The sequence below is a fragment of the Amycolatopsis solani genome (assembly GCF_033441515.1).
GTDB classification, from domain to species: Bacteria; Actinomycetota; Actinomycetes; order Mycobacteriales; family Pseudonocardiaceae; genus Amycolatopsis; species Amycolatopsis solani.
Genome location: NZ_JAWQJT010000003.1, coordinates 762215 through 783383 on the forward strand (window position 1 = coordinate 762215; position 21169 = coordinate 783383).

17 protein-coding genes and 1 pseudogene are annotated in these 21169 nt (G+C 72.0%); 8 read left to right on the forward strand and 10 right to left on the reverse strand.

The window, feature by feature from the left end:
* Positions 1–5 precede the first annotated feature (5 nt).
* Positions 6–1100, forward strand: a complete 1095-nt coding sequence (locus SD460_RS36140; RefSeq protein WP_290055826.1) for a serine hydrolase domain-containing protein — start codon at positions 6–8, stop codon at positions 1098–1100.
* Between the two features lie 568 nt (positions 1101–1668).
* Here SD460_RS36140 and SD460_RS36145 read toward each other — a convergent pair.
* Genes SD460_RS36145 through fmt form a run of 3 tightly spaced genes read right to left on the reverse strand, consistent with a single transcriptional unit; the run spans position 1669 to position 4510 of the window.
* Positions 1669–2166, reverse strand: coding sequence for a flavoprotein (locus SD460_RS36145; protein WP_318307364.1), 498 nt, complete (start codon positions 2164–2166; stop codon positions 1669–1671).
* Entirely contained in the window at positions 2163–3587 is a 1425-nt protein-coding gene (locus tag SD460_RS36150) for an RsmB/NOP family class I SAM-dependent RNA methyltransferase (protein WP_290055824.1), read from the reverse strand. Before SD460_RS36150 ends, SD460_RS36145 begins: the two co-directional genes overlap by 4 nt.
* A complete protein-coding gene (gene fmt / locus SD460_RS36155) occupies positions 3584–4510 on the reverse strand; it encodes a methionyl-tRNA formyltransferase (protein WP_290055823.1) in 927 nt (308 codons plus the stop codon). The genes SD460_RS36150 and fmt overlap by 4 nt, the downstream gene beginning before the upstream one ends.
* A gap of 413 nt (positions 4511–4923) precedes the next feature.
* Here fmt and SD460_RS36160 point away from each other — a divergent pair.
* Positions 4924–6001: pseudogene (locus SD460_RS36160) on the forward strand (IS110 family RNA-guided transposase); the annotation flags it as partial.
* Between the two features lie 287 nt (positions 6002–6288).
* Here SD460_RS36160 and ggt read toward each other — a convergent pair.
* Positions 6289–8088 carry a gamma-glutamyltransferase gene (ggt, locus tag SD460_RS36165; protein ID WP_318307365.1) on the reverse strand — a complete coding sequence of 600 codons (1800 nt, stop codon included), beginning with the start codon at positions 8086–8088 and terminating at the stop codon, positions 6289–6291.
* 206 nt (positions 8089–8294) lie between these two features.
* Between ggt and SD460_RS36170 the strand changes: the two genes are divergently transcribed.
* The 6 genes from SD460_RS36170 (at position 8295) to SD460_RS36195 (ending at position 15222) form a co-directional block, all read left to right on the forward strand.
* Positions 8295–9110 (forward strand): lysozyme, encoded by an 816-nt coding sequence (locus tag SD460_RS36170; protein ID WP_290055821.1) that lies wholly within the window; start codon positions 8295–8297, stop codon positions 9108–9110.
* 78 nt (positions 9111–9188) lie between these two features.
* Positions 9189–10532, forward strand: a complete 1344-nt coding sequence (locus SD460_RS36175; protein WP_290055820.1) for a pyroglutamyl-peptidase I — start codon at positions 9189–9191, stop codon at positions 10530–10532.
* Positions 10533–10661: 129 nt separating this feature from the next.
* Positions 10662–11240: a Crp/Fnr family transcriptional regulator gene (locus SD460_RS36180; RefSeq protein WP_318307366.1), complete on the forward strand. Its 579-nt coding sequence runs from the start codon at positions 10662–10664 to the stop codon at positions 11238–11240.
* A gap of 93 nt (positions 11241–11333) precedes the next feature.
* A complete protein-coding gene (locus tag SD460_RS36185; protein ID WP_290055818.1) occupies positions 11334–12134 on the forward strand; it encodes a hypothetical protein in 801 nt (266 codons plus the stop codon).
* A gap of 5 nt (positions 12135–12139) precedes the next feature.
* The gene (locus SD460_RS36190) at positions 12140–14014 is read left to right on the forward strand and encodes a hypothetical protein (RefSeq protein ID WP_290055817.1); all 1875 of its coding nucleotides are present in this window, start codon (positions 12140–12142) and stop codon (positions 14012–14014) included.
* The gene (locus SD460_RS36195; protein WP_290055816.1) at positions 14014–15222 is read left to right on the forward strand and encodes a hypothetical protein; all 1209 of its coding nucleotides are present in this window, start codon (positions 14014–14016) and stop codon (positions 15220–15222) included. Before SD460_RS36190 ends, SD460_RS36195 begins: the two co-directional genes overlap by 1 nt.
* Here SD460_RS36195 and SD460_RS36200 read toward each other — a convergent pair.
* The 6 genes from SD460_RS36200 to mihF form a co-directional block, all read right to left on the reverse strand.
* Positions 15219–17315, reverse strand: coding sequence for a primosomal protein N' (locus SD460_RS36200; protein ID WP_290055815.1), 2097 nt, complete (start codon positions 17313–17315; stop codon positions 15219–15221). The two genes, SD460_RS36195 and SD460_RS36200, sit on opposite strands and share 4 nt — an antisense overlap.
* Positions 17316–17405: 90 nt before the next feature.
* A complete protein-coding gene (metK, locus tag SD460_RS36205; RefSeq protein ID WP_290055814.1) occupies positions 17406–18608 on the reverse strand; it encodes a methionine adenosyltransferase in 1203 nt (400 codons plus the stop codon).
* Between the two features lie 93 nt (positions 18609–18701).
* Positions 18702–19922 carry a bifunctional phosphopantothenoylcysteine decarboxylase/phosphopantothenate--cysteine ligase CoaBC gene (gene coaBC, locus SD460_RS36210; protein WP_318307367.1) on the reverse strand — a complete coding sequence of 407 codons (1221 nt, stop codon included), beginning with the start codon at positions 19920–19922 and terminating at the stop codon, positions 18702–18704.
* Positions 19915–20184 (reverse strand): DNA-directed RNA polymerase subunit omega, encoded by a 270-nt coding sequence (rpoZ, locus tag SD460_RS36215; protein ID WP_086671175.1) that lies wholly within the window; start codon positions 20182–20184, stop codon positions 19915–19917. The genes coaBC and rpoZ overlap by 8 nt, the downstream gene beginning before the upstream one ends.
* Positions 20181–20834 carry a guanylate kinase gene (gene gmk, locus SD460_RS36220; protein ID WP_290055812.1) on the reverse strand — a complete coding sequence of 218 codons (654 nt, stop codon included), beginning with the start codon at positions 20832–20834 and terminating at the stop codon, positions 20181–20183. The genes rpoZ and gmk overlap by 4 nt, the downstream gene beginning before the upstream one ends.
* On the reverse strand, positions 20831–21148 hold the full coding sequence (mihF, locus tag SD460_RS36225) for an integration host factor, actinobacterial type (RefSeq protein WP_013224622.1): 318 nt from the start codon (positions 21146–21148) through the stop codon (positions 20831–20833). Before mihF ends, gmk begins: the two co-directional genes overlap by 4 nt.
* Between the last annotated feature and the right edge of the window lie 21 nt (positions 21149–21169).

A 21169-nucleotide genomic window follows, 5' to 3' on the forward strand; every position in this document is an offset into this window, starting at 1 on the left:
TTCTCATGCGGAAGTCAGTGCGCGCCGTCACCGCCGGCACGCTCGCCGTCCTGCTCGCCGCCACGACCGCGGCGCCGGCGTTCGCGGCCACCACGCCGGTGCAGGCGAGCCTGGACGTCCTGACCGCCCAGGACGGCGTACCGGGCGCGGCGGCGGTCGTCCAGGACGGTTCCCGGACGCGGGTCACGCGCAGCGGAACCGGGGACGTCACCACCGGGAAGCCGTTCCCGCGCAACGGTTCGTTCCGCGCGGGCAGCGTGACCAAGACGTTCGTGGCGACGATCGTGCTGCAGCTCGTCGGCGAGGGCCGGGTGAAGCTGGACGCGCCGGTCGAGCGCTACCTGCCGGGCCTACTCCCGGACCGGCGGATCACCGTGCGGCAGCTGCTCCAGCACACGAGCGGGCTCTACAATTACACCGAAGACCTCGACCTGTCGGACCCGGAGGTCCTGCGCCATCGCGGCGCGGAGCCGGCCGAGCTGGTGGCGATGGCCCTGAAGCACCCGGCGCTGTTCCCGCCCGGCACGAGCTGGTCGTACTCGAACACGAACTACATCGTGGCGGGGATGCTCGCCGAGCGCGTGACGGGCCACCCGCTGGACGCCTCGATCGCACACCGCATCACGCGGCCGTTGGGCCTGCACGACACGTACCTCCCCCGCCGCGGCGACGAGAAGCTGCCGGCCCCGCACGCGGTGGGGTACGCCCCGATCGGCGGGAAGCTCGTGGACTTCAGCGACTTCGACGCAACGATCGCGGGCGCGGCGGGCGGCCTGATCAGCACCCCGGCCGATCTGGACCGGTTTTACGGCGCGCTGCTGGGTGGGCGGTTGCTGAGGCCGGCCGAGCTGGCGGAGATGCGCCGGACGGTGCCGGCGGACCTTGGCGTCCCGGGCGCGGGGTACGGGTTGGGGCTGGGGAGCATTCCGGTGTCGTGCGGGGAGTTCTGGGGCCACCAGGGCGGGATCATCGGCTTCACGAACCTGGCGGGGGTCGGCCCGGCGGGGCGCCGGGTGACGGTGGTGCTGAACGAGAACCCGACCCCGGCGGCCACGAACCAGCACCTGCTGGCGGCTGTGGACGCGGCGGTGTGTTCGTAGGACCGGCGGGGCTTGCGGGTGGACAGCGGTCGTGGCACAGCGATGCCTGGCTGCCGGTGGCCGACGCCAGGCTGCCAGCGGTCCAGCAGCGCTCGCGGCCCGGCGACGCCCGCTCGCCTGGCCAGGCGGGGCCTGGCACCCCCGCGGCCGGTAGGCCCCGGCGCTCTCAGCACGGCGACCGAGCGGCTGGCGGCCCGGCACCCGCCCGGTGGTCCGGCAGCCTAACCAGCGCTCGCAACACGGCGGCCGGGCCAGCCGGCCGCCAGCGGGTGGTCCGGAATTGTCGGTGGTCACCGGTAGCGTGGAAAACGGGGGCGCCCCCGCGGCCGGGTGCTCTGCTCAACGAGGTCGCAGGTCCACCGCCGCAAGCGCAAGGCGGTCGCGACTCAAGCGAGGTCGCGGTGCAAGCGAGGTCGCGGCCCCAGCGCGACCGCGGGTCAAGCGAGGTCGCAGGTCCACCGCCGCCGCAAGCGCAAGGCGGTCGCGGCTCAAGCGAGGTCGCGGGCCCGGCGCCGTCGCAGGCTCAGCGCGACCGCGGCCCCACTCCGCGAAGTCCGCCGCCGCCGGCTCAAGGCAGCAGGTCGAGCGCCTCGGTCCACGGCCGCCGCACGTCGAGCCGGTGCAGCGTCACCCCGGCGCTCGCGAGGGTGTCGAGGTGGCGCTGCCACGCCGGGTGGTGCTCCCGCGTGTCCTGGATCTGGTACGCCACCACGATCGTGATCCCCGGCGCGCCCAGCACGTCGCCGAGCACTGTCAGTGCCTGGTTGTCCGCGATGCCCAGCGCCAGTTTCGCCACCGAGTTGGCCGAAGCCGGCGCGAACAGGAACACCTCCGGGTCCGGGTGCGGGCGTGGCTCGCCCGGCAGCCGGGAATCGCTGCGGACCGGGAGGTCCGTGCACGCCGCGACCTCCGCCAGCGCGCCGGTCGACGACAGCCAGCGCATCGCCGTCGGCGTCAGGGTGATCGCCGTCCGCCAGCCGCGGTCGGCCGCGGGGCGGGCCAGCTCGGCCGCGAACCGGACGTCCAGTCCGCCGCACGAGCCGGCCACCAGCCCGAGGTTCCTCACGGTTTGCGCAGCACGCCGCAGAACATCGCGTCCGTGCCGTGGCGGTGCGGCCAGAGCTGCACGTACGGGCCGTCGCCGAGCTCCGGGACGCCCGGGAAGAACTCGCGCGAGTCCACCACTTCGGCCTTCAGCCGGCGCGCGGTCTCCGTCAGCACGCCCTCCGTCTCGGCCAGGTGCGGCGAGCAGACGACGTAGGTGAGCGCGCCGCCGGGCCGCAGCAGGGCGTACGCCGCGCTGATGAGCTCGCCCTGCAGTTTCGTCAGGTCGGCGACGTCGGACGGCTGGCGGCGCCAGCGCGCTTCCGGCCGCCGCCGCAGCGCGCCGAGGCCGCTGCACGGCGCGTCGACGAGGATCCGGTCGTAGCCCGGCTCCAGGCCGCTTTCGCGCCCGTCGGCGACGTGCACCTTCACCGGCAGGCCGCTCGTGGCCTTCTCGACGAGGTTCGCGCGGTGGGGCGCCTTCTCCACGGCGTCGACGCGAGCCCCGCTCAGCGCGGCCAGCGCGCCGAGCAGCGCGGCCTTGCCGCCGGGGCCGGCGCACAGGTCGAGCCAGCGCTCGTCGGTGCCCTCGACGGGCACCTTCGTCGCGGCGATCGCGCACAGCTGGCTGCCCTCGTCCTGGACCGCGGCCAGCCGCTCGCGGACGGGCTCGACGTCGGCCGGGTCGCCGGAGCCGGCCGGCAGGCGCACGCCGTACGGCGAGTAGGGCGCCGGGTCGCCGCCGGTGATCGCGGCGAGCTCGTCGGCGCTGATCTCACCCGGACGGGCGACGAGGTGCACCTCGGGCCGCGCGTCGTCGGCTTCGAGCGCGGCCTTGAGCCCGGCGCCCTTGTCGCCCAGCGCTTCGGCGAACGAACGGGCGATCCAGCGCGGGTGCGCGGTCCGCAGCGCGTAGGCCCCGATCGGGTCGGCCGAGTCGTCCGGCGCGAGCTCGTCGAGCCACGCCGCTTCGTCCTTTTCGGACACCTTGCGCATGACGGCGTTCGCGAAACCCGTTGCCCACGAACCACCTTCCGCGCGCACGAGGTCCACAGTGGACGTCACGGCGGCGTGCTCGGGAATGCGCGTGCGCAGCAGCTGGTAGACGCCGAGGCGCAGCGCGTCGAGCACCGCGGGGTCCGTCTGCGAGAGCGGGCGCTCGGCGCAGGACTCGATGACGGCGTCGAGCAGGCCCTGGGCGCGCGAAGCGCCATACGCGAGCTCGGTGGCCAGCGCGGCGTCGCGGCCGGTGATCCGCCGCTCGCGCAGCAGGTCCGGGAGGACGAGGTTGGCGTAGGCGTCCTTGGTCCGCACGGCCGCGAGGACGTCGAACGCGGCCTGCCGGGCCGGGTCCACGTCCGGCGGGCGGCGCGGGCCTTCCTTGCGCGGTGCCGGGCGGCCCCGCTGCGGTCGTGACGGACGTCGTTCCCTGTGGTCGTTCACCGGAGGCGCTCTCCCTGGTCGATCCTCGTACCGCGCGCCCAGTCGGTGGCCGCCATCCGTTTCTTGCCGGGTGCCTGGACGTCGCCGAGCCGCAGCGGCTTCGTCGCCGTCCCGACCAGCACCCGTTTGCGCTCGACCACGATCTCGCCCGGCGGCGGGCCGGGTTCGTCGAGCACCGTGACCGGGCCGAGCTTGATCCGCTCGCCGCGGAACTCCGCCCACGCGCCCGGGTCCGGGCTGACCGACCGGATCTGCCGGTCGACCGCCGCGGCCGGGTCGGCGAAGGACACCCGGGCGTCCTCGACCGTCACCTTCGGCGCGTAGCTGATCCCTTCGGCGGGCTGCTCGCGCGCGACGAGGCTGCCGTCAGCGAGACCGTCCATGGTGGACAGCAGCAGCTTCGCCCCGGACTCCGCGAGCCGCCCGAGCAGCTCGCCCGCCGAGTCGGTGGACCCGATGGCCTCGGTGACGACGCCGTAGACCGGGCCCGCGTCCAGCTCCTTGACGATCCGGAAGGTCGACGCCCCGGTGATCTCGTCCCCGGCCCGGATCGCGGCCTGCACCGGCGCGGCGCCCCGCCACGCGGGCAGCAGCGAGAAGTGCAGGTTCACCCAGCCGAGCCGCGGGATGTCGAGGGCGGCCTGCGGGAGCAGCGCCCCGTAGGCGACGACCGGGCAGGCGTCCGGCGCGAGCTCGGTGAGCCGCGCGAGGAAGGCCGGATCACCGGCGCGCGCGGGCGTCAGCACCTCGATGCCGTGTTCGTCGGCGAGCGCGCCGACGGGCGAGCGCACGACCCGGCGGCCACGCCCGGCCTGCGCATCGGGACGGGTGACGACGGCGGCGACTTCGTGGCGCCCGGAGTCGAGCAGCGCGCGCAGCGCGGGGACCGCCGGTTCGGGCGTGCCGGCGAAGACGAGCTTCATCGGCCCACCCCCGGCGGGAGCGGGGATTCAGGTGGCTGGAACATCGGAGCCGAGTCTAGAAGGCCCGCTCCGGCCGGGCGCGCCTGGTTGTCCACAACCCGACCACGGTGTGGACAACCAGGCCACGGCCGCCCGATTTCCCGGCTTTTCGTCGGGCGGCACCGATAGGCTGGACAAGGGCACGCCCCGTTACCTTTTTCATGGCTCCCGACCAGGGAGTTGTGGTCGCAGGCCCGGTATGACTTGCACCCCCAGTCGAACCCATGATCCGGGGGTGGTGTCACCGGGTCTGGTGGCGTCGACCGACCGCTGATAGGGACACGGCCGCCACCTGGCAGGTCTCGTCGTGACGTGGGTGCCGGCGCTCGATGCCCGACCCGGTGACCACAACCGACGACCGAACGGTGTGGTGGATGAGCAGCAGTTTCGGGGTGTTCCTCGGCCTGGACGTGGGCAAGGACGCCCATCACGCGGTCGGTCTGGACCCCGACGGCAAGGGGCATTGCCGGTCGCGGTCGCCCGCGCCGCCGGACACCAGGTGGCCTACCTGCCCGGGCCGGCCATGCGCCGCATCGCCGATCTCTATCCCGGTCGCGCGAAGACCGATGCCCGGGATGCGTTCGTCATCGCCGACGCGGCCCGCTCCCTGCCCCACACCCTGCGGCCAGTCGACGTCGGGGACGAGGCGTTGGCGGAGCTGGAGGTGCTGGTCGGGTTCGACGACGACCTGGCCGGCGAAGCCACCCGGATCAGCAACCGGATCCGCGGGCTGCTGACCGGCATCCACCCCGCCCTCGAACACGCGATCGGCCCGCGGATCTCGCATCCGGCGGTGCTGGAGATCCTTTCTCGCTGCGGCGGCCCGACCGGGATCGCCAAGGCCGGCCGCCGCAAACTGACCGCGATCGCCAAGGTCCACGCGCCCCGCCTCGGCGACAAACTGGTCGAGGCGATCATGACCGCGCTGGGCGAGCAGACCGTCACCGTTCCGGGCACCGCCGCCGCCGACACCGTCTTGCCACGGCTGGCCGACAGCTTGAAGACCGTGCTCCTGCAACGGAAACAGGTTGCTGAGCAGGTCGAGGGGATACTTGATGCGCACCCTCTTGCCGGGGCCTGACCTCGATGCCCGGCATCAGGGTCAGGACCGCAGCCCGCATCCTGCTCGAGGTCGGCGATGCCTCGATCTTCGCCTCTTCCGGACACCTGGCCGCCTACGCGGGCATTGCCGCGGTCACCCGCAACTCCGGCACCAGCATCAAGGGCGAGCTCCCCGCGAGGACCGGCAACCGCCAGCTCAAACGCACGTTCTTCCTCGCTGCCTTCGCCGCCCGGTCCGACCCGGCCAGCAGGGCCTGCTACGACCGCAAACGAGCTGAGGGCAAGAAGCACAACGCCGCGCTGCTCTGCCTGGCTCGCCGCCGCTGCGACGTCCTCTACGCCATGCTCCGCAACGGCACCCACTACCGCCAACCCGCGCCCGCCGCGGCTTGGCAACCACATAGGGACACCCCCCAGGGAGGGCGGGGGTGTCGTCGCGGCTTGCTCTGGGGGCGAGCCCGCCGGGATGTCACGAACGACCTTTCCCCTCGCCGGGCGACAGAGCTCCGGCGACGTCGGGATCGGGATCAGCAGGCCGGCTCGAGCGGGCCCCGGAGGTCTTGAATGAGTCATTCAAGACCTCCGGCGTCCTGAATGACTCATTCAAGACGTCAGGCGAGCCCGCCGATGCGATGATCCGCCGCGTCGACCCCGACTCCAGGGAGGGCGGGGGGTCGCTACCAGCGCGTGGGCCACACCACCTGCGCCGCGCCCGTGCCGCGCCGGACCGGTTCCGCCGCGGCCAGCCAGCGGCCGTCGCGCAGGCGCTCCACGCCCGTTGCCGCGCCGATCTCGGCCGGCGCTGTCGAGAAGCCCTGGCCGCGGGCCCGCAGCGCCGCCGTCTCGGGCTGGTCCAGGAATGCCTGCTCGACCTGGGCCGCCGCCGAGTTGCGCTGCGAAGCGCGCGGGGCCGCGATCGCGTCCTCCAGGGAGAGGCCGCGGTCGAGGCGGCCGAGCAGCACCTGCAGGACCGTCGTGATGATCGACGCGCCGCCCGGCGAGCCGGTCGCGAAGAACGGGCGGCCGTGGTCGAGGACGATCGTCGGTGCCATCGACGAGCGCGGGCGCTTGCCGGGGCCGGGCAGGTTCGGGTCGGGCACGCCCGGCGTCACCGGCGTGAACGAGAAGTCGGTCAGCTCGTTGTTGAGCAGGAACCCGCGGCCCGGCACGACGATGCCGCTGCCGCCCTCCTGCTCGATCGTCAGCGTGTAGGCGACGACGTTGCCCCACTTGTCGGCGACCGTCAGGTGGGTGGTGTTCTCACCCTCGTACGGCGTCGGCGCGGCGGTGGTGCCCGCGGCGCACGGCGTCGGGTGCCGGGGGTCGGCCGGGGCGACCGGGCTGGTCGCGGCCTTGTCCTTCGAGATCAGGCAGGCGCGCGTGTCGGCGAAGCGCTGGCTGAGCAGTTCGCGCGCCGGGACGTCGACGAACGCCGGGTCGCCGATCCAGCGGTTGCGGTCGGCGAAGGCGAACCGCGTCGACTCCAGGAAGTACTGCAGGTAGTCGGCCTTGCTCGCGTGCTTCAGGTCGAAGTTCTCGAGGATGTTGAGCGCCTCGGCGACCGTCAGCCCGCCGGAGGACGGCGCCGGCATGCCGTAGACGTCGAGCCCGTGGTAGCTGGTCTGGGTCGGGCGGCGCTCGATCACGTCGTAGTCGGCGAGGTCGCCGGTGGTGAGCTTGCCGGGCCGGACGTTCAGCGTCGAGGCCGGGTCGACCGGCGGCCGCTGGACGGTCTTGGCGATGTCCGCGCCGATCGGGCCGTCGTACAGCGCGCCGACGCCGTGGCGTTCGAGCTGCGCGTACGTCGCCGCGAGGTCGGGGTTCTTGAAGACGGTGCCGGGGGCCGGGGGCGCGCCGCCCGGCAGGTAGAGCGAGCGCGTCGACGGGAACGCCGAGAAGCGGGCGGCGTTGTTCGCGATCTGCGTCTGGAAGGTCTGGTCGACGACGAAACCGTTGCGCGCGAGGTTTTCGGCGGGCTTCAGCGACTTCGCCAGCGAGCGCGTCCCCCACTTGCGCAGCGCCTCGGACCAGGTCGCCGGCGTGCCGGGCACCCCGACACCGAGCCCGCTGGTGACCGCATCGGCGAACGGCAGCGGCTGGCCGTTCTCGACGAACAGGTTCGCGTCGGCGGTCTGCGGCGCGGTCTCGCGGCCGTCCAAAGTGTGCACGCGGCGCGTCTGGGCGTCGTAGTAGACGAAGAACCCGCCCCCGCCGATCCCGGCGGAGAACGGGTCGGTGACGCCGAGTGCGGCGGCGACCGCGACCGCCGCGTCGACGGCGTTCCCGCCGTCGCGCAGGACCTGGGTGCCGATCGCGGTGGCGTCGGCGTCGATGCTGGCCACCGCCCCGCCGAAGCCGACGGCGACCGGCGACTTGGGGGTGGGGGTGGCCGCGGTGGCGGGCCCGCTCGCGACGGTGGAGACGAGCGCGGCGGCAGCGGCGATGACGAGGGTTCGGCGGCATCTGAGCGCGGGCATGCGGGCGAGTCTGCCCCCTGGTTCCCCGGCCTACAAGACGCCACCGGGCCGATACACCCGTTTCGTCAGCTTTTCACATAGTTCAGGGGTTCCCGAAATTAAATCACATGGAGCAGTGACGTTGCCGGGTCAGCTGTAACAGAATCGTGCGGCGCGGCCCTGCACAGCCGCGCACAGCGAGGGCAACCCGGAAGGAACAACTCAAGATGACTGCACCCCGACGGTGGCGCCGCCTGTTCGGCGCCGCACTCGCGGTCTCGACCTCCCTGCTGGTCGCGACCGCCACCGGCGCCGAGGCATCGCCGCCGCTCCCCCAGCAAGACGCCACCGGCAACCACGAAATGGGCGCGGCGATCCGCGCCCACGACGGGGTGGCCCCGGCCGGCCTGGCGCCGGCGTCGGTGGACGCGAGCGTCCCCGGCATCGATGTAAGCGCTTACCAGGGCAACGTCAACTGGGCGTCGTACTGGAGCGCGGGCAAGAAGTTCGCCTACGTCAAGGCGACCGAGGGCACCGGCTACACGAACGCGTACTTCAGCCAGCAGTACACGGGTTCGTACAACGTCGGCATGATCCGCGGCGCGTACCACTACGGCCGCCCGGACACCTCGGGCGGCGCGGCCCAGGCCGACTACTTCGTCGCCCACGGCGGCGGCTGGTCGAAGGACGGCAAGACGCTGCCGGGCACGCTCGACATCGAGTGGGGCCCGAACAACGCCTGCTACGGCAAGACGCCGGCGCAGATGGTGGCGTGGATCAAGGCATTCAGCGACGAATACCACGCGAAGACGACCCGCTGGCCGGTGATCTACACGGCGACGAGCTGGTGGAGCCAGTGCACCGGCAACACGGGCGACTTCAGCTCGACGAACCCGCTGTGGGTGGCACGGTACGCGTCTTCGGTGGGGACGCTGCCGTACAAGTGGGGCTTCTACACGTTCTGGCAGTACAGCTCCTCGCCGATCGACCAGGACACGTTCAGCGCGGACATTTCGCGGCTGAAGGTGCTGGCGACCGGCTGATCCCGACTTACGCGGGTTACGTGGGTGGCGCGGTCGGCGGAAGACTGACCGCGTCACCCACGACGTGGAGGGAAACCCGTGCGCCTGACCGCCCTGCTCCCCCTGCTCGCCGCCGTTCCGCTCGTCGCCTTCCCCGGGGTCGCCACCGCCGCGCCCGGGTGCTTCGACGCCGCCGTTCCGCTGACCGTCGAGGAACAGCGGCTGACCGCGACACTGCCGGCGGGCGGGCCCGCCGTCGGTCCTGAACTCGTGCGGCTGGCCGGGCTCGACCCGCTCGTCGCCGAGGTGAAGCACGACCTCTGCGCGGCGCGGACCCCGCGCCGCGCAGAGCGGCTGGTCACGCAGGCCGGCGAGCGGCTGTGGCGGACGGCCGTCGATCGCGCGCAGGGGCGGCGGCCCGATCTGGGCACGCTCGACCGGTTCGACGACCGGCCGCTGTACTGGGCGCGGCTGCAGCTGAGCAGCGCGATCCGGCAGTGGAAGGCGTTCCCCGCGCAGCGGGATTCGCTGCTCGCGGCGTTCGACCGCGGCTCCCGCGGCCTCGGTGACGTCCGGTTCCCGGCCGGGAAAACGCGGCGGGTCATGGTGAGCGGCTTCGACCCGTTCCAGCTGAACGGCCAGGGACTCACGATTTCGAACCCCGCCGGGGCATCGGCGCTGCAGCTCGACGGCCGCGTCCTCGACACGCCGTCGGGCCCGGCGGTGGTGCAGGCGGTGAGCTTCCCGGTGGTGTGGGGCTACTTCGACGACGGCATCGTCGAAGCGGCGTACGGCACGGCATTGCGCGACCGCACCCGGCGGCCGGACGTCGTGCTGACGATCAGCCAGGGCCGCCCGGGCCGCTTCGACGTCGAACGCTGGGCGGGCGCGTGGCGCGGTGGCTTCCCGGACAACAACAACGCGTCCGTGACGGGCGGTGTCCCGGCGGCCGCGGGCTGGCCGCAGCCGGACGTCCAGTTCATCGAGACGACGCTGCCGTACGCGCGGATGCTCGCGGTGCCCGGTGCTTATCCGGTGAACTTCAACCAGGCGTTCTGCGTGTGGCCGGACGCTTCGAACCCGGGAGTGGGGACGCCGGTGTGCCGCGCGGACGCCCCGGCGCCCGGCGAGATCGCGGCTTCGGGCGGTGGCGGGAACTATCTGAGCAATGAATCGATGTATAGAGTGAACCGCATCCGCCTGGGGCTGGGCCTGACTTCCGTGGTCGGCGGGCATTTGCACACGCCGGTTCTGGGCCAGCCCGCCGATCCGGCGGCGCTGACGGACCCGGCGTTCGAATCCCGCCGCCAGGCGATCGCGACCCAGGTGATCGCGTTGACGACAGCCGCGGCGGGCGGCCCGGACGCGGGAATCCGGCTGCAGCAGGCGGAATCGCCGCGCGCGGCGCTGGAATCCTTGCCGGGGACAGTGTTGGGCCGCTGAGCACAACCGCACGATCACCCATTGTGCGCACGAGCCGTGAACGGTATATCACGATATGTGACACGAGGATTTCGCGCGCTTCTCGGTGAAGAACGCTGGAACGAGCTCCTGGAGTACGGGGGCGAGCGGGTGTACCCGCCGGGTCACCGCCTCTTCCGGCAAGGTGATCCGGGTTCGGCGGTCCTCGCCCTGATTTCCGGACGCGTCAAAGTCCTCGGCATCGAACCTGACGGCGGACAGTTGCTGATCACCTTGCGCGGAGCCGGCGACCTGATCGGCGAGGTCGCCGCCCGGCGGTTGTCCAAGCGCACTGCCACGGTCGAAACGATCGATCGCTGCACCGCACGAGTGCTTTCCGTCGACCGGTTCAACGCCTTCCTGAACCGGCACGACGGACACTCGGTGCTCACCGACTACCTGGTCACCAAGCTTTCCCAGACGGTGCCGTACCAGGTGGAACTCGTGCACTTCGGCCCCGAACGCAAGATCGCGCGGCTGCTCCTGGAGGTCGTGGCCCTCGCCGACCGGTCCTCAGCCAACCCGGACCACATTCCTTTCTCCCAGCAGGAAGTCGCCGACGCGCTGGGCATGGCCCGCAGCACGGTCGCCTTGCACCTCCAGCGGCTCCGCGAGATCGGCGCGCTTCGATCCGGACCGCGACTCGCCGTCTCCGATCTCGACGCACTGAAAGACTCTGCCGGAGTGTGATGCACGCCACTTTCCAACTGTCCGACGCCGGACAACGCACGGTCGCGAACCTCGGCACCCTCGTCCTCGCAGCGCGACGACGAGGAGAAACAAGTGACGCGAACAGCCACCGAACTGCCTCCCTACCGAGCCCTGCTCGCCGTGGACATCCGAGATTTCAGCGGGTCCCTCGGAAGAGATCAGGCCCGGATCACCGACGCCGTGCCGACCATCCTGCGTTCCGCGTTCCAGCGGTGCGGACTCGCCGAGACGTGGCAGGAGATGCGGTTCGGCTTCGGCACCGGCGACGGCTACGCACTCGGCCTTTCCTCGTCCGCGTTGCCCTTCCTGCTGAACCCGTTCCTCCCGGCGCTGCAGGAGGAACTCGTGTACCGCGCCGAGGTGAACGCCGACCCGGTGCCACTCCGGATGCGTGTCAGCATCCACGTCGGCCCGGTCACCGATTCGGGACGGGGACTGCTCAGCGAAGGCAGCGGAACCGCTCGCATCGAGACGCACCGGCTGCTCGACGCGTCACCGGTGCGTGAACTGCTGAACCGCTCCGGCCCGATGACCCGGGTCGCGGCGATCGTGTCCGCTCGCGCGTACCAGGACGCCGTGCTCTCGGGTTACGCGGCGGACGCACCCGAGAACTACGTGGCCGCGCCGGTCGAGGTCAAGAAGCTGGTCGACACCGGCTACCTCCGGGTGCCGTCCCCCAGCGGCGGCCTGCTCAGCGATGGTTTCCTGCCCCGCATCTCCGACCCGGCGGTCGTCGGGGACGAGGACCACCGGGGCGGCGAAAAGGACCGGCCGGGAGAACAGGCCCGGAACGCTTACACCTTCCACGGTCCGGGATTCGTCCACGGCGGCACCGGAAACCAGTACAACGGGCCCGACCCGACCAAGCCGTGATCAGCATGCCCGATTCCTACACGTTCGACGGGCCGGGCTTCGTCCACGGCGGCACCGGCGATCAGTACAACCACTTCGTCTTGGAGATGCGGCGAAGGCGACCCGCGCAGTTCGTGGCAAGCGACCACATCCAGTGGCTCGCCGAGCGTTTCGTATGGCCCGAGCCGTTGACCGCGGGCGCGTTGCGGGAGTCGCACACCCTCGTCCTCACCGGTCCCGAGGGCTCAGGCCGCCGCAGCGCCGCACTGATGTGCCTCACCGAGAAGGCGGTTCTGGACGCCGGACGCCTGCGCGAGCTTCCCGACCGGAGCGAAGAAGACGAACTCGCCTTGGACCCGGCCGACATCAGGCCAGGTGAACGCCTTCTCCTCGACCTCACCCAGACCGATGACCGGCACGTCGAGGAACTCCGCCGCGAACTCGAGGGGTTCCGCGCCGCCGTCGACGACCAAGACGCCCGGCTCGTCGTGGTGATCCGGCGCGGACAACGGAACCTGTTGCCCGATTCGCTTCTCGCCACGGTCACCCCGATCGAGCGACCTCCGGGTCACAAGGTGTTCGAGGCGTACCTGGCCGCCGAAGGTTTTCGCCTGACCGAGCCCGTTCCGGCGCTCGAGAGCCTCGATCCCTTCCTGGCGGCATCTCCGATGCACGAGGTCGTCGAGCTGGCGTCGTTGACCGCGGCCGCAGCGCGCAGGAGCGGACGGTCCGGGTCGGTCGTCGAGTGGGCTCGGGAGGCCGTTGCGGCGCACTCCGAGCGAGACGAGCAAGCCTCCGCCCTGTTCCGCGACAACCAGGATCCCGGCCTCCGGGCTCTCCTGGTGGTCGCGGCGTTCCTCCCGGGCGCGACGCTCGACGCGATGGTCGAGGCCGAAGGTGCGTTCAGCCGGCTCGTGGACCTTCCCCGAGAGGAGAAGCACGTTCTCGACGGGGCTTATCTCGCCGAGCGGATGGCCAAGGTCCGGCTCCACACCGACGGGCGCAAGGCCGTCGAATTCAAGGACCTCGCCCTGGACAAGGCCGTGCGAACGCACTTTTGGACCTACTTCCCGGAACTGCGCGACAAGATGTCCGAGTGGGTGGCGGCGGTGACCTCGCTCCCCGGTGTCGCTGCACCCGCTGCTGCGGCCCTCGCCGACCACTACGCCGACCAGGTCCTGGCGACGGGCCCGGTCTCGCCTCTCCAGGACCTGGCTCGCCGGTGGTCCGCGAACGGCGACCAGAAAGCCCTGGCCCTGCAGGTTCTGGACGCCGGCCTGCAACACACCACGTACTCGCCGGAGTTCCGCAAGTTCGTCTACCACCGGGCACGGACTCCGAACACCGAAGCCGGGTTCGCCGAAGTGCTGATCGAAGCGTGCACCGAAACGATCGCACCGGAGCGGCCGACGCAAGCAATGGTGCGCCTGCACTACTTCACCGGGCACCACGAGCCGTCCGTCCGCGCCTTGGCCCGGCAAAGGCTGCTCACCTTGGTCCGCGACCGGGGTTTCGAGCGATGGTTCCTCCACCGCTTGGCCACCGTCAGTGCACGGCCGACGGACAGCGCGCTCCTGCTGGCGCTGGACATCCCCGCCCGGCTCGCCGCCGAACGCAGCGCGAAGACCAACCTCCGCGTCCTTTGGCACCGGCTGCTCGAGGAAGGAATCAGCACGTTGCCCGAGGCATCGGTGCAACGCTGGCTCGACCAGCACCCCGCCTTGCTCGTCGAAGCGTGCGACGGCCAGGTGCGCCTGCTCAGCACGCTCTACGCGTTCGCCCGTGACCAGGTGGACCGTGCAGTCGACGGCGAAGCGCGGCAGGTCCGGCGAGAAAGCGCGTTGACGCTCCAACACCTCATCGATGCCGCGATGGCACCCGTCCACCCCGAGGAGCTGTGATGAGCAAGGACACCACCGAAACGATCGCGGGCGGCGCCATCGCCTTCCTCGTGCCGCTGTGCGTGGGCCTCGCCGCGGGCTGGCCCGTTTGGATCACCGCGCTGGCGACCGTGACCGTCTTCCTCCTGACGCTGTGGGGGTTGCACAGCTACCACTTCCGCACCGAGCAGGCGCGGCTCCGCGCGGAAAACGCCTACCGGCAACACATGACAGCGCAGCAGGCCCCGCCACCACCTCCGCCGCCGGCGCCCGGACCGCCACCGAGCCGGGTCGTCGCCCCGATGTCGCTGCCCAGCTCGCTGGAAGGCATCCCGTTCACCTTCGGGTGCACGGTGCACTGGGATCCCGCGGAGTTGCGCCTCGACCGGGGACACGCCGATCCGGCCGCGGTCGCCACCGCGGCGGTAGTGGAACGGGCCCGGGAGATCAGTCAAGCACACCACCCTGACGACGACGCTGTCGTCCACGCGCTGGCCGCGGCTCTCGGGCGGCCGGCCGCCACTCCCGACCGGTTGCTGCAAGCGTGGGCGACCGACGTCAAGACCCAGGTCGGTCAGCACCACCGCGAGCACCTCAACGCCCTGGCCACCTTGCGCCGGCAGCAACAGCTGCAGGAACAGCGCATCGCGAACCAGCGCGTGGTGCGCGCGTACCTGGGCGACGAGGTGCTGACCGACGTCGGCAGCACAGTCGTGTGGTGGCTCGCGCGCAACGAAGAGGAGGTACGCGAAACAGTCGACCTCATCGGAACGCTGGCACGGCTGTCCGCGGCGGCCAACAACTCAGAGGTCGACGAGTTGTTCCGGCACCTCTTGCCGGAGAACGTCACCCCGCGACCGGCAGTCCCGCCGCCGTCGTTCTTCACGCCGCCGGAACCGGCGTTCTTCGTCGACGCTGCAGGAGAAGTCAACCCGGCGGAGGAGGAACGAGGGGGCAAAGTCGATCTGCTACCCGATCCCGACGATTCCCAGAACAGTCTGTTCGGGCACCAGCTGGCGGACCTCGCCGAGCGGCACGGGCACGCGGATCTGGCCCAGGAGTACCGCGAGCGGTACCGGACGGTCGACGCGACCGGACCTTCCGGCTCAGCGGCTCCTTCCGAAGAGCAAGGTGGATTCTTCGGACACGAACCGCCCTCGACCGAGCCCCCGGCGGGGAACGGGCCATCGGACGGCGAAGACCGGCGTGACTGGGGCGCCGGCGGCTAGATGAGCTCCAGCGGGTCCAGCTGGATGCGGATCGGCTCCGTGGCCTTGCGGGCATCCCGCCGCGCCGCGGCCGCGTGGATCGACGTCGCCAAGGCCTTGCCCTCGGCTCGGGAAACCCGCACCAGGGCCCGTTCCCGCTCCGCGTTGCCCTCCTCGTCCACCTCGCCCAGGGGGACCGGGCCGAGGACCTCGCCCGACGGCGGGAGCGGCAAGTCGTCCAGGAGGGCGGCCACCGCGTCCGGGGTGCCCTCCACGCTCGCCATGCGCATGGAGGGCGGGAAGCCCAGCTCGCGGCGCTCGGCCAGCTCCTGGCCCGCGTGCCAGGCCGGGTCCCAGCGGACCAGGGCCTGGACCACCGCCAGCCCGGCCTCCGCTCCCACGATCACGCGGCCGCCCGCCGAAGCTGGGCGGACCAGGGCGGCCGCGGCCATCCAGCGGCGCAGGGTTTCCTCCGCCGCCCTGAGGTCCTGGCGGCCGAGGAGGGCCCAGCCGTCCAGCAGCAGCGCTGCGCCGTAGCCGGCTTCGGCCACCGGTTCCGCTCCCGGGGTGCAGACCACCAGGGCCGGTTTGGCCGGGACCGAGGTCAGCACCTCCGCTGCTCCCGAGGTGCGGACCGGGATGCCCGGGAACGCGCGGCCGAGCTCCTCCGCCGTGCGCTTCGCGCCGACGATCGCCGCTCGGAGTTTCACCGAGCCGCAGGCCGGGCAGCGGAACGCCGTTTCCGGGACGCCGCACCAGCGGCACGCCGGGGGTTTCGGGCGGCCGTCGATCGAGCCGCCCGGCAGCGACAGCGGGCCCGCGCAGCGGCGGCAGTGCGCGGGCGTCCGGCAGTTCCCGCAGGCCAGGCCCGGGACGTACCCGCGGCGCGGTACCTGGACCAGTGCCGGGTGGCCGGCCGCGAACGCCTGGCGCGCCGCTTCGAACGCCACCGCCGGGAGGCGGGCCACGCGGGCGGCCTCGTCGCGGGCGACGTCGAAGTCCTCGCCCACCGGCGTGACGCGCGGAGCCGCGGAGCGCAGCACCGTGCGGTCGGCCAGCACCGGCGCCGCCCAGCCCGACTCGACCAGCAGCTGGGCCTCGGCCGTGCGGGCGAACCCGCCGACCAGCAGGGACGCCTTCGCCGCGTGCGCGCGGTCCATCAGCACGTCGCGGACGTGCGGGTACGGCGCGTGCTGGTCGAGGTGCAGGTCGTCGCCGTCGTCCCAGACCACGAACAGGCCGGGGTCGTGGACCGGCGCGAACATCGCCGCGCGCGTGCCGACCACCACCCGGACCGCGCCGCGCAGCACCGCCAGCCAGCGCCGGTACCGCTCGGCAGGACCCAAGCCCGCGATCAGCGCCACCACGGCTTCCTCGCCCAGCAGCGCGGCGCACGCCTCGTGCACGCGGGTCAGGTCGCGGTGGTCGGGCACGACCAGGACCGCGCCGCGGCCGGCGGCGGCCACCACCGCCGCGGCCTCGGCCAGCCGCCGCGGCCAGTCTTCGCCCGGCAGGGCCTGCCAGACGGCGTTCGCGGGCTTCCCCTCGGCGAGGGCCTCCAGAAACGCCGGGCCGCGCTGGTAGCGCGTCCAGGCCTCCGTATCGGGCGCGTCCGGCGGCGCCGCGGGCGCGAGCGGCGGCTCGCCCTCGGCCTTCGCGTGGCGAGGCGGGATCGCGAGCCGCAGGACGTCGGACAGCGTGCCGCCGTAGCGGTCGGCCACCGACCGGCACAGCGCGTGCAACGACGGCGGCAGCACCGGCTCGCTCGACGTCACGCGGTCCAGGAACGCGAGCTTCCGGTCGTAGTCGCTGGACTCGCCGCGCTCGATCAGGTAGCCGTCGACCAGCTGGCCGGCGAAGCGGACGCGGACGCGGCAGCCGGGCACGGCCGTCTCGTGCAGCTTCTCGGGCACGAGGTAGTCGAAGGTGCGGTCCAGGTGCGCCAGCGGGATGTCGACGACGATCCGCGCGACCGGCTTCTCCGGCGCGGGCTGCTGCGCCCCCTTCGCCTTCGCACCCGGCTTCGGCGGCTTCCGGGCGCGCGAGGGCGCCGCCTTCGGCGAAGGCGGCTTCTCCGGGAGCTCCCAGAGGGCGGCGGGCTCGGAACTACTCACGCCGTGATCTCTACCAGACCCCTCCGACAGTCCCGACACGAGGAAGGCCACCCCGCGACGTACGCGGGGTGGCCTTCACCGGATCGTGCGTCAGGCGCCGGCGGCCGACTTCAGGGCCTCGGCGCGGGCCGTGCTCTCCCAGGGGAGGTCCAGCTCGGGACGGCCGAAGTGGCCGTACGCCGCGGTCGGGGCGTAGATCGGGCGCAGCAGGTCGAGGTCGCGGATGATCGCCGCCGGCCGGAGGTCGAAGACCTCGGTGATGGCCTGCTGGATCTTCGACGGGTCGACCGTCTCGGTGCCGAACGTCTCGACGAACAGGCCGACCGGGGCCGCCTTGCCGATCGCGTACGCGACCTGCACCTCGGTCCGCGACGCCAGCCCGGCGGCGACGACGTTCTTGGCCACCCAGCGCATCGCGTACGCGGCGGAACGGTCGACCTTGGACGGGTCCTTGCCGGAGAACGCGCCGCCGCCGTGGCGGGCCATGCCGCCGTAGGTGTCGACGATGATCTTGCGTCCGGTCAGGCCGGCGTCGCCCATCGGGCCGCCGATGACGAACCGGCCGGTCGGGTTGACCAACAGGCGCGCGTTCGACGTGTCGATGCCCAGGCCCTCGAGCTCGGGGCCGACGACGTGCTCCTTGACGTCGACGCTGAGCATCCGCTCCAGGTCGATGCCGTCGGCGTGCTGCGAGGACACGACGACCGTGTCGAGGCGCACCGGCTGGTCGCCGGCGTACTCGATGGTCACCTGGGTCTTGCCGTCCGGGCGCAGGTACGGCAGCACGCCGTCCTTGCGGACCGCGGTCAGGCGCTTGGAGAGCCGGTGGGCCAGCGCGATCGGCAGCGGCATCAGCTCGGGGGTGTCCGAGCAGGCGTAGCCGAACATCAGGCCCTGGTCGCCGGCACCCTGGCGGTTGATCTCGTCCTCGTCCGACTCGACCCGCGACTCGTACGCGGTGTCGACGCCCTGGGCGATGTCGGGCGACTGCGAACCGATCGCGACGTTGACGCCGCAGGAGTTCCCGTCGAAGCCCTTGGCGGAGGAGTCGTAGCCGATCTTCAGGATGACGTCGCGGACGATCGTGGGGATGTCGGCGTACGCCTCCGTCGTCACCTCGCCGGCCACGTGCACCTGGCCGGTGGTGATGAGGGTCTCGACCGCGACGCGGCTGCGCGGGTCCTTCGACAGCAGGCCGTCGAGGATCGAATCGCTGATGGCGTCGCAAATCTTGTCGGGGTGCCCTTCGGTCACCGACTCCGAGGTGAACAATCTGCTGCTAGACGCGGTCACGGTGGCCGTCACTTCCTCACCTAGACGTCGGATGCCCGGAAAGTTAGGCACCCCTTACCAGTGCAAGCGTACTGACTATCGCTCTAGGGACGGTCAACGCTTCATGAAGCTCACAACAGCGTCCCACACCATGGACGCCAGTTCGGCTTTCTGCACAAGAGGTAGGGGTTTTTCAGTGGAATCGGCCCCTAGGAGCCAGCCCGAGTTGTCCTCGGTGCCGAACGCCTTGCCGTCCCCGACCGCGTTCACGACCAGCAGGTCCGCGCCCTTGCGCTTGAGCTTCGCGCGGGCGTGGTCGAGGACGCTGCCCTGCTCGTCCCCGGTTTCGGCGGCGAACCCGACGACGACCTGCCCGGCCCGCCGGTTCCGCACCAGTTCGGCCAGGATGTCCGCGTTGCGGTCGAGGGTGATGACCGGATCCGGCTGGTCGTCGGACTTCTTGATCTTGTGGTCGGCCCGGTTCGCCGGCCGGAAGTCGGCGACGGCGGCGGCCATCACGACGACGTCCGCGGAGTGGGACGCGGCGTGCACGGCCTGCCGCAGCTCCTCGGCGGTCGAGACGTGCTGGACGGTCGCGCCCGCCGGGTCCGGCAGCGCGACGGTGTGCGCGGTGACCAGGGTGACGTCGGCGCCGCGCTGGGCGGCGACGCGGGCCAGCGCGTAGCCCTGCTTGCCCGACGAGCGGTTGCCCAGGTAGCGGACCGGGTCCAGCGGCTCGCGCGTGCCGCCGGCCGACACGACGACGCGGACGCCTTCGAGGTCGCGCGGGAGGGCGTCGGGGCGGGCCAGCAGCAGCCGCGCCAGGTCGACGATCTCGGCCGGGTTCGCCAGGCGGCCCTTGCCGGTGTCGACGCCGGTCAACCGGCCCGAGTCGGGCTCGGTGACGATCGCGCCGCGCGAGCGCAGCAGCGCGACGTTGTCGCGGGTCGCGGGGTGCTCCCACATCTCCGTGTGCATCGCCGGGAAGAAGGCGACCGGGCACCGGGCGGTGAGCAGGGTGTTCGTCAGCAGGTCGTCCGCGAGGCCGTGCGCGGCCTTGGCCAGGAGGTTCGCCGTGGCCGGGACCACCAGGACGAGGTCGGCTTCCTTGCCGACGCGGACGTGCTGCACCTCGGGCACCTCGGTGAACACGCCGGTGTGCACCGGGTGCCCCGAGAGCGCTTCGAAGGTCGCCGCGCCGACGAAGTTCAGCGCGGCTTCGGTGGGGACCACGCGGACGTCGTGACCGGATTCGGTCAGCCCGCGCAGCACCTCACACGCCTTGTAGGCGGCGATGCCGCCGCCCACGCCCAGGACGACGCGGGGTTTACTCACCCTCGGTGTGCTCGAGCAGGCCGCCGTGGATCTCGCGCAGCGCGATCGAGAGCGGCTTCTCGCGCGGGCCCGGCTCGACGAGCGGGCCGACGTACTCGAGCAGACCCTCGCCCAGCTGGGCGTAGTAGTCGTTGATCTGGCGGGCGCGCTTGGCCGAGTAGATCACCAGCGCGTACTTCGAGCTGACCTTCTCGAGCAGGTCGTCGATCGGAGGGTTGGTGATGCCCTCGAGCTCTTCGGTCAAGGCAATCTGGCTGGTCACGCGTGGTGCTCCGATTCGTCGGAAGACTGATCAGTAATCAAGTTTAGCAAGTGCTCGGCGGCCTCCCGCACGTCGGCGTTGACGACGCGGTGGTCGAACTCCCCCGCCGCCGCCAGCTCGCGCTCCGCTTCGGCCAGCCGGGCCTGCACGGCGGCCTCGTTCTCGGTGCCGCGCCCGGTGAGCCTGCCGACCAGTTCCTCCCACGACGGCGGCATCAGCATCACCAGCCGGGCCTCCGGCATCGCCGCGCGGACCTGCCGGGCACCCTGCAGCTCGATCTCCAGGATGGCCGGGCGGCCCTCGGCGAGGGCCTTCTCGACCGGCTCGCGGGGGGTGCCGTAGCAGTTGCCGGTGAACTCGGCCCACTCCAGGAGCCTGCCGTCGGCGACCATCGCGTCGAACTCGGCGCGGTCGACGAAGTGGTAGTGCGCGCCCTCGACTTCGCCGGGGCGGGGCTTGCGCGTGGTGACCGAGACGCTGAAGTAGATGTCGGGCTCCAGCTTCCGCAGCTCGCCCACCACGCTCGACTTCCCGACCCCCGAAGGCCCCGATACGACGGTGAGCCGGTGCCGGGGGATGTCCCCCGTCACCGGCTCACTGCCGCGGTCGGCGCCCCGGTTCACCGGGTAGTCACGACCGGCGCCGTTCACTCGCCGCTGAACTCGGCCAGCAGCGCCTTGCGCTGCCGGTCGCCGAGGCCGCGAAGGCGACGGCTGGGGGCGATCTCCAGTCGTTCCATGGTCTGCTGCGCGCGGACCTTGCCGACGCCCGGAAGGGCCTCGAGCAGAGCCGAAACCTTCATCTTGCCGAGGACTTCGTTCTCCTCGGCCTGCTTCAGCACGTCGACCAGAGTGGTACCGCCCCGCTTCAGCCGCTCCTTCAGCTCAGCACGGATCTTGCGAGCGGCGGCGGCCTTCTCCAGCGCCGCAGCGCGCTGTTCCTCTGTCAGCTGGGGAAGTGCCACGTTTTCCTCCGGTAGTTCTCA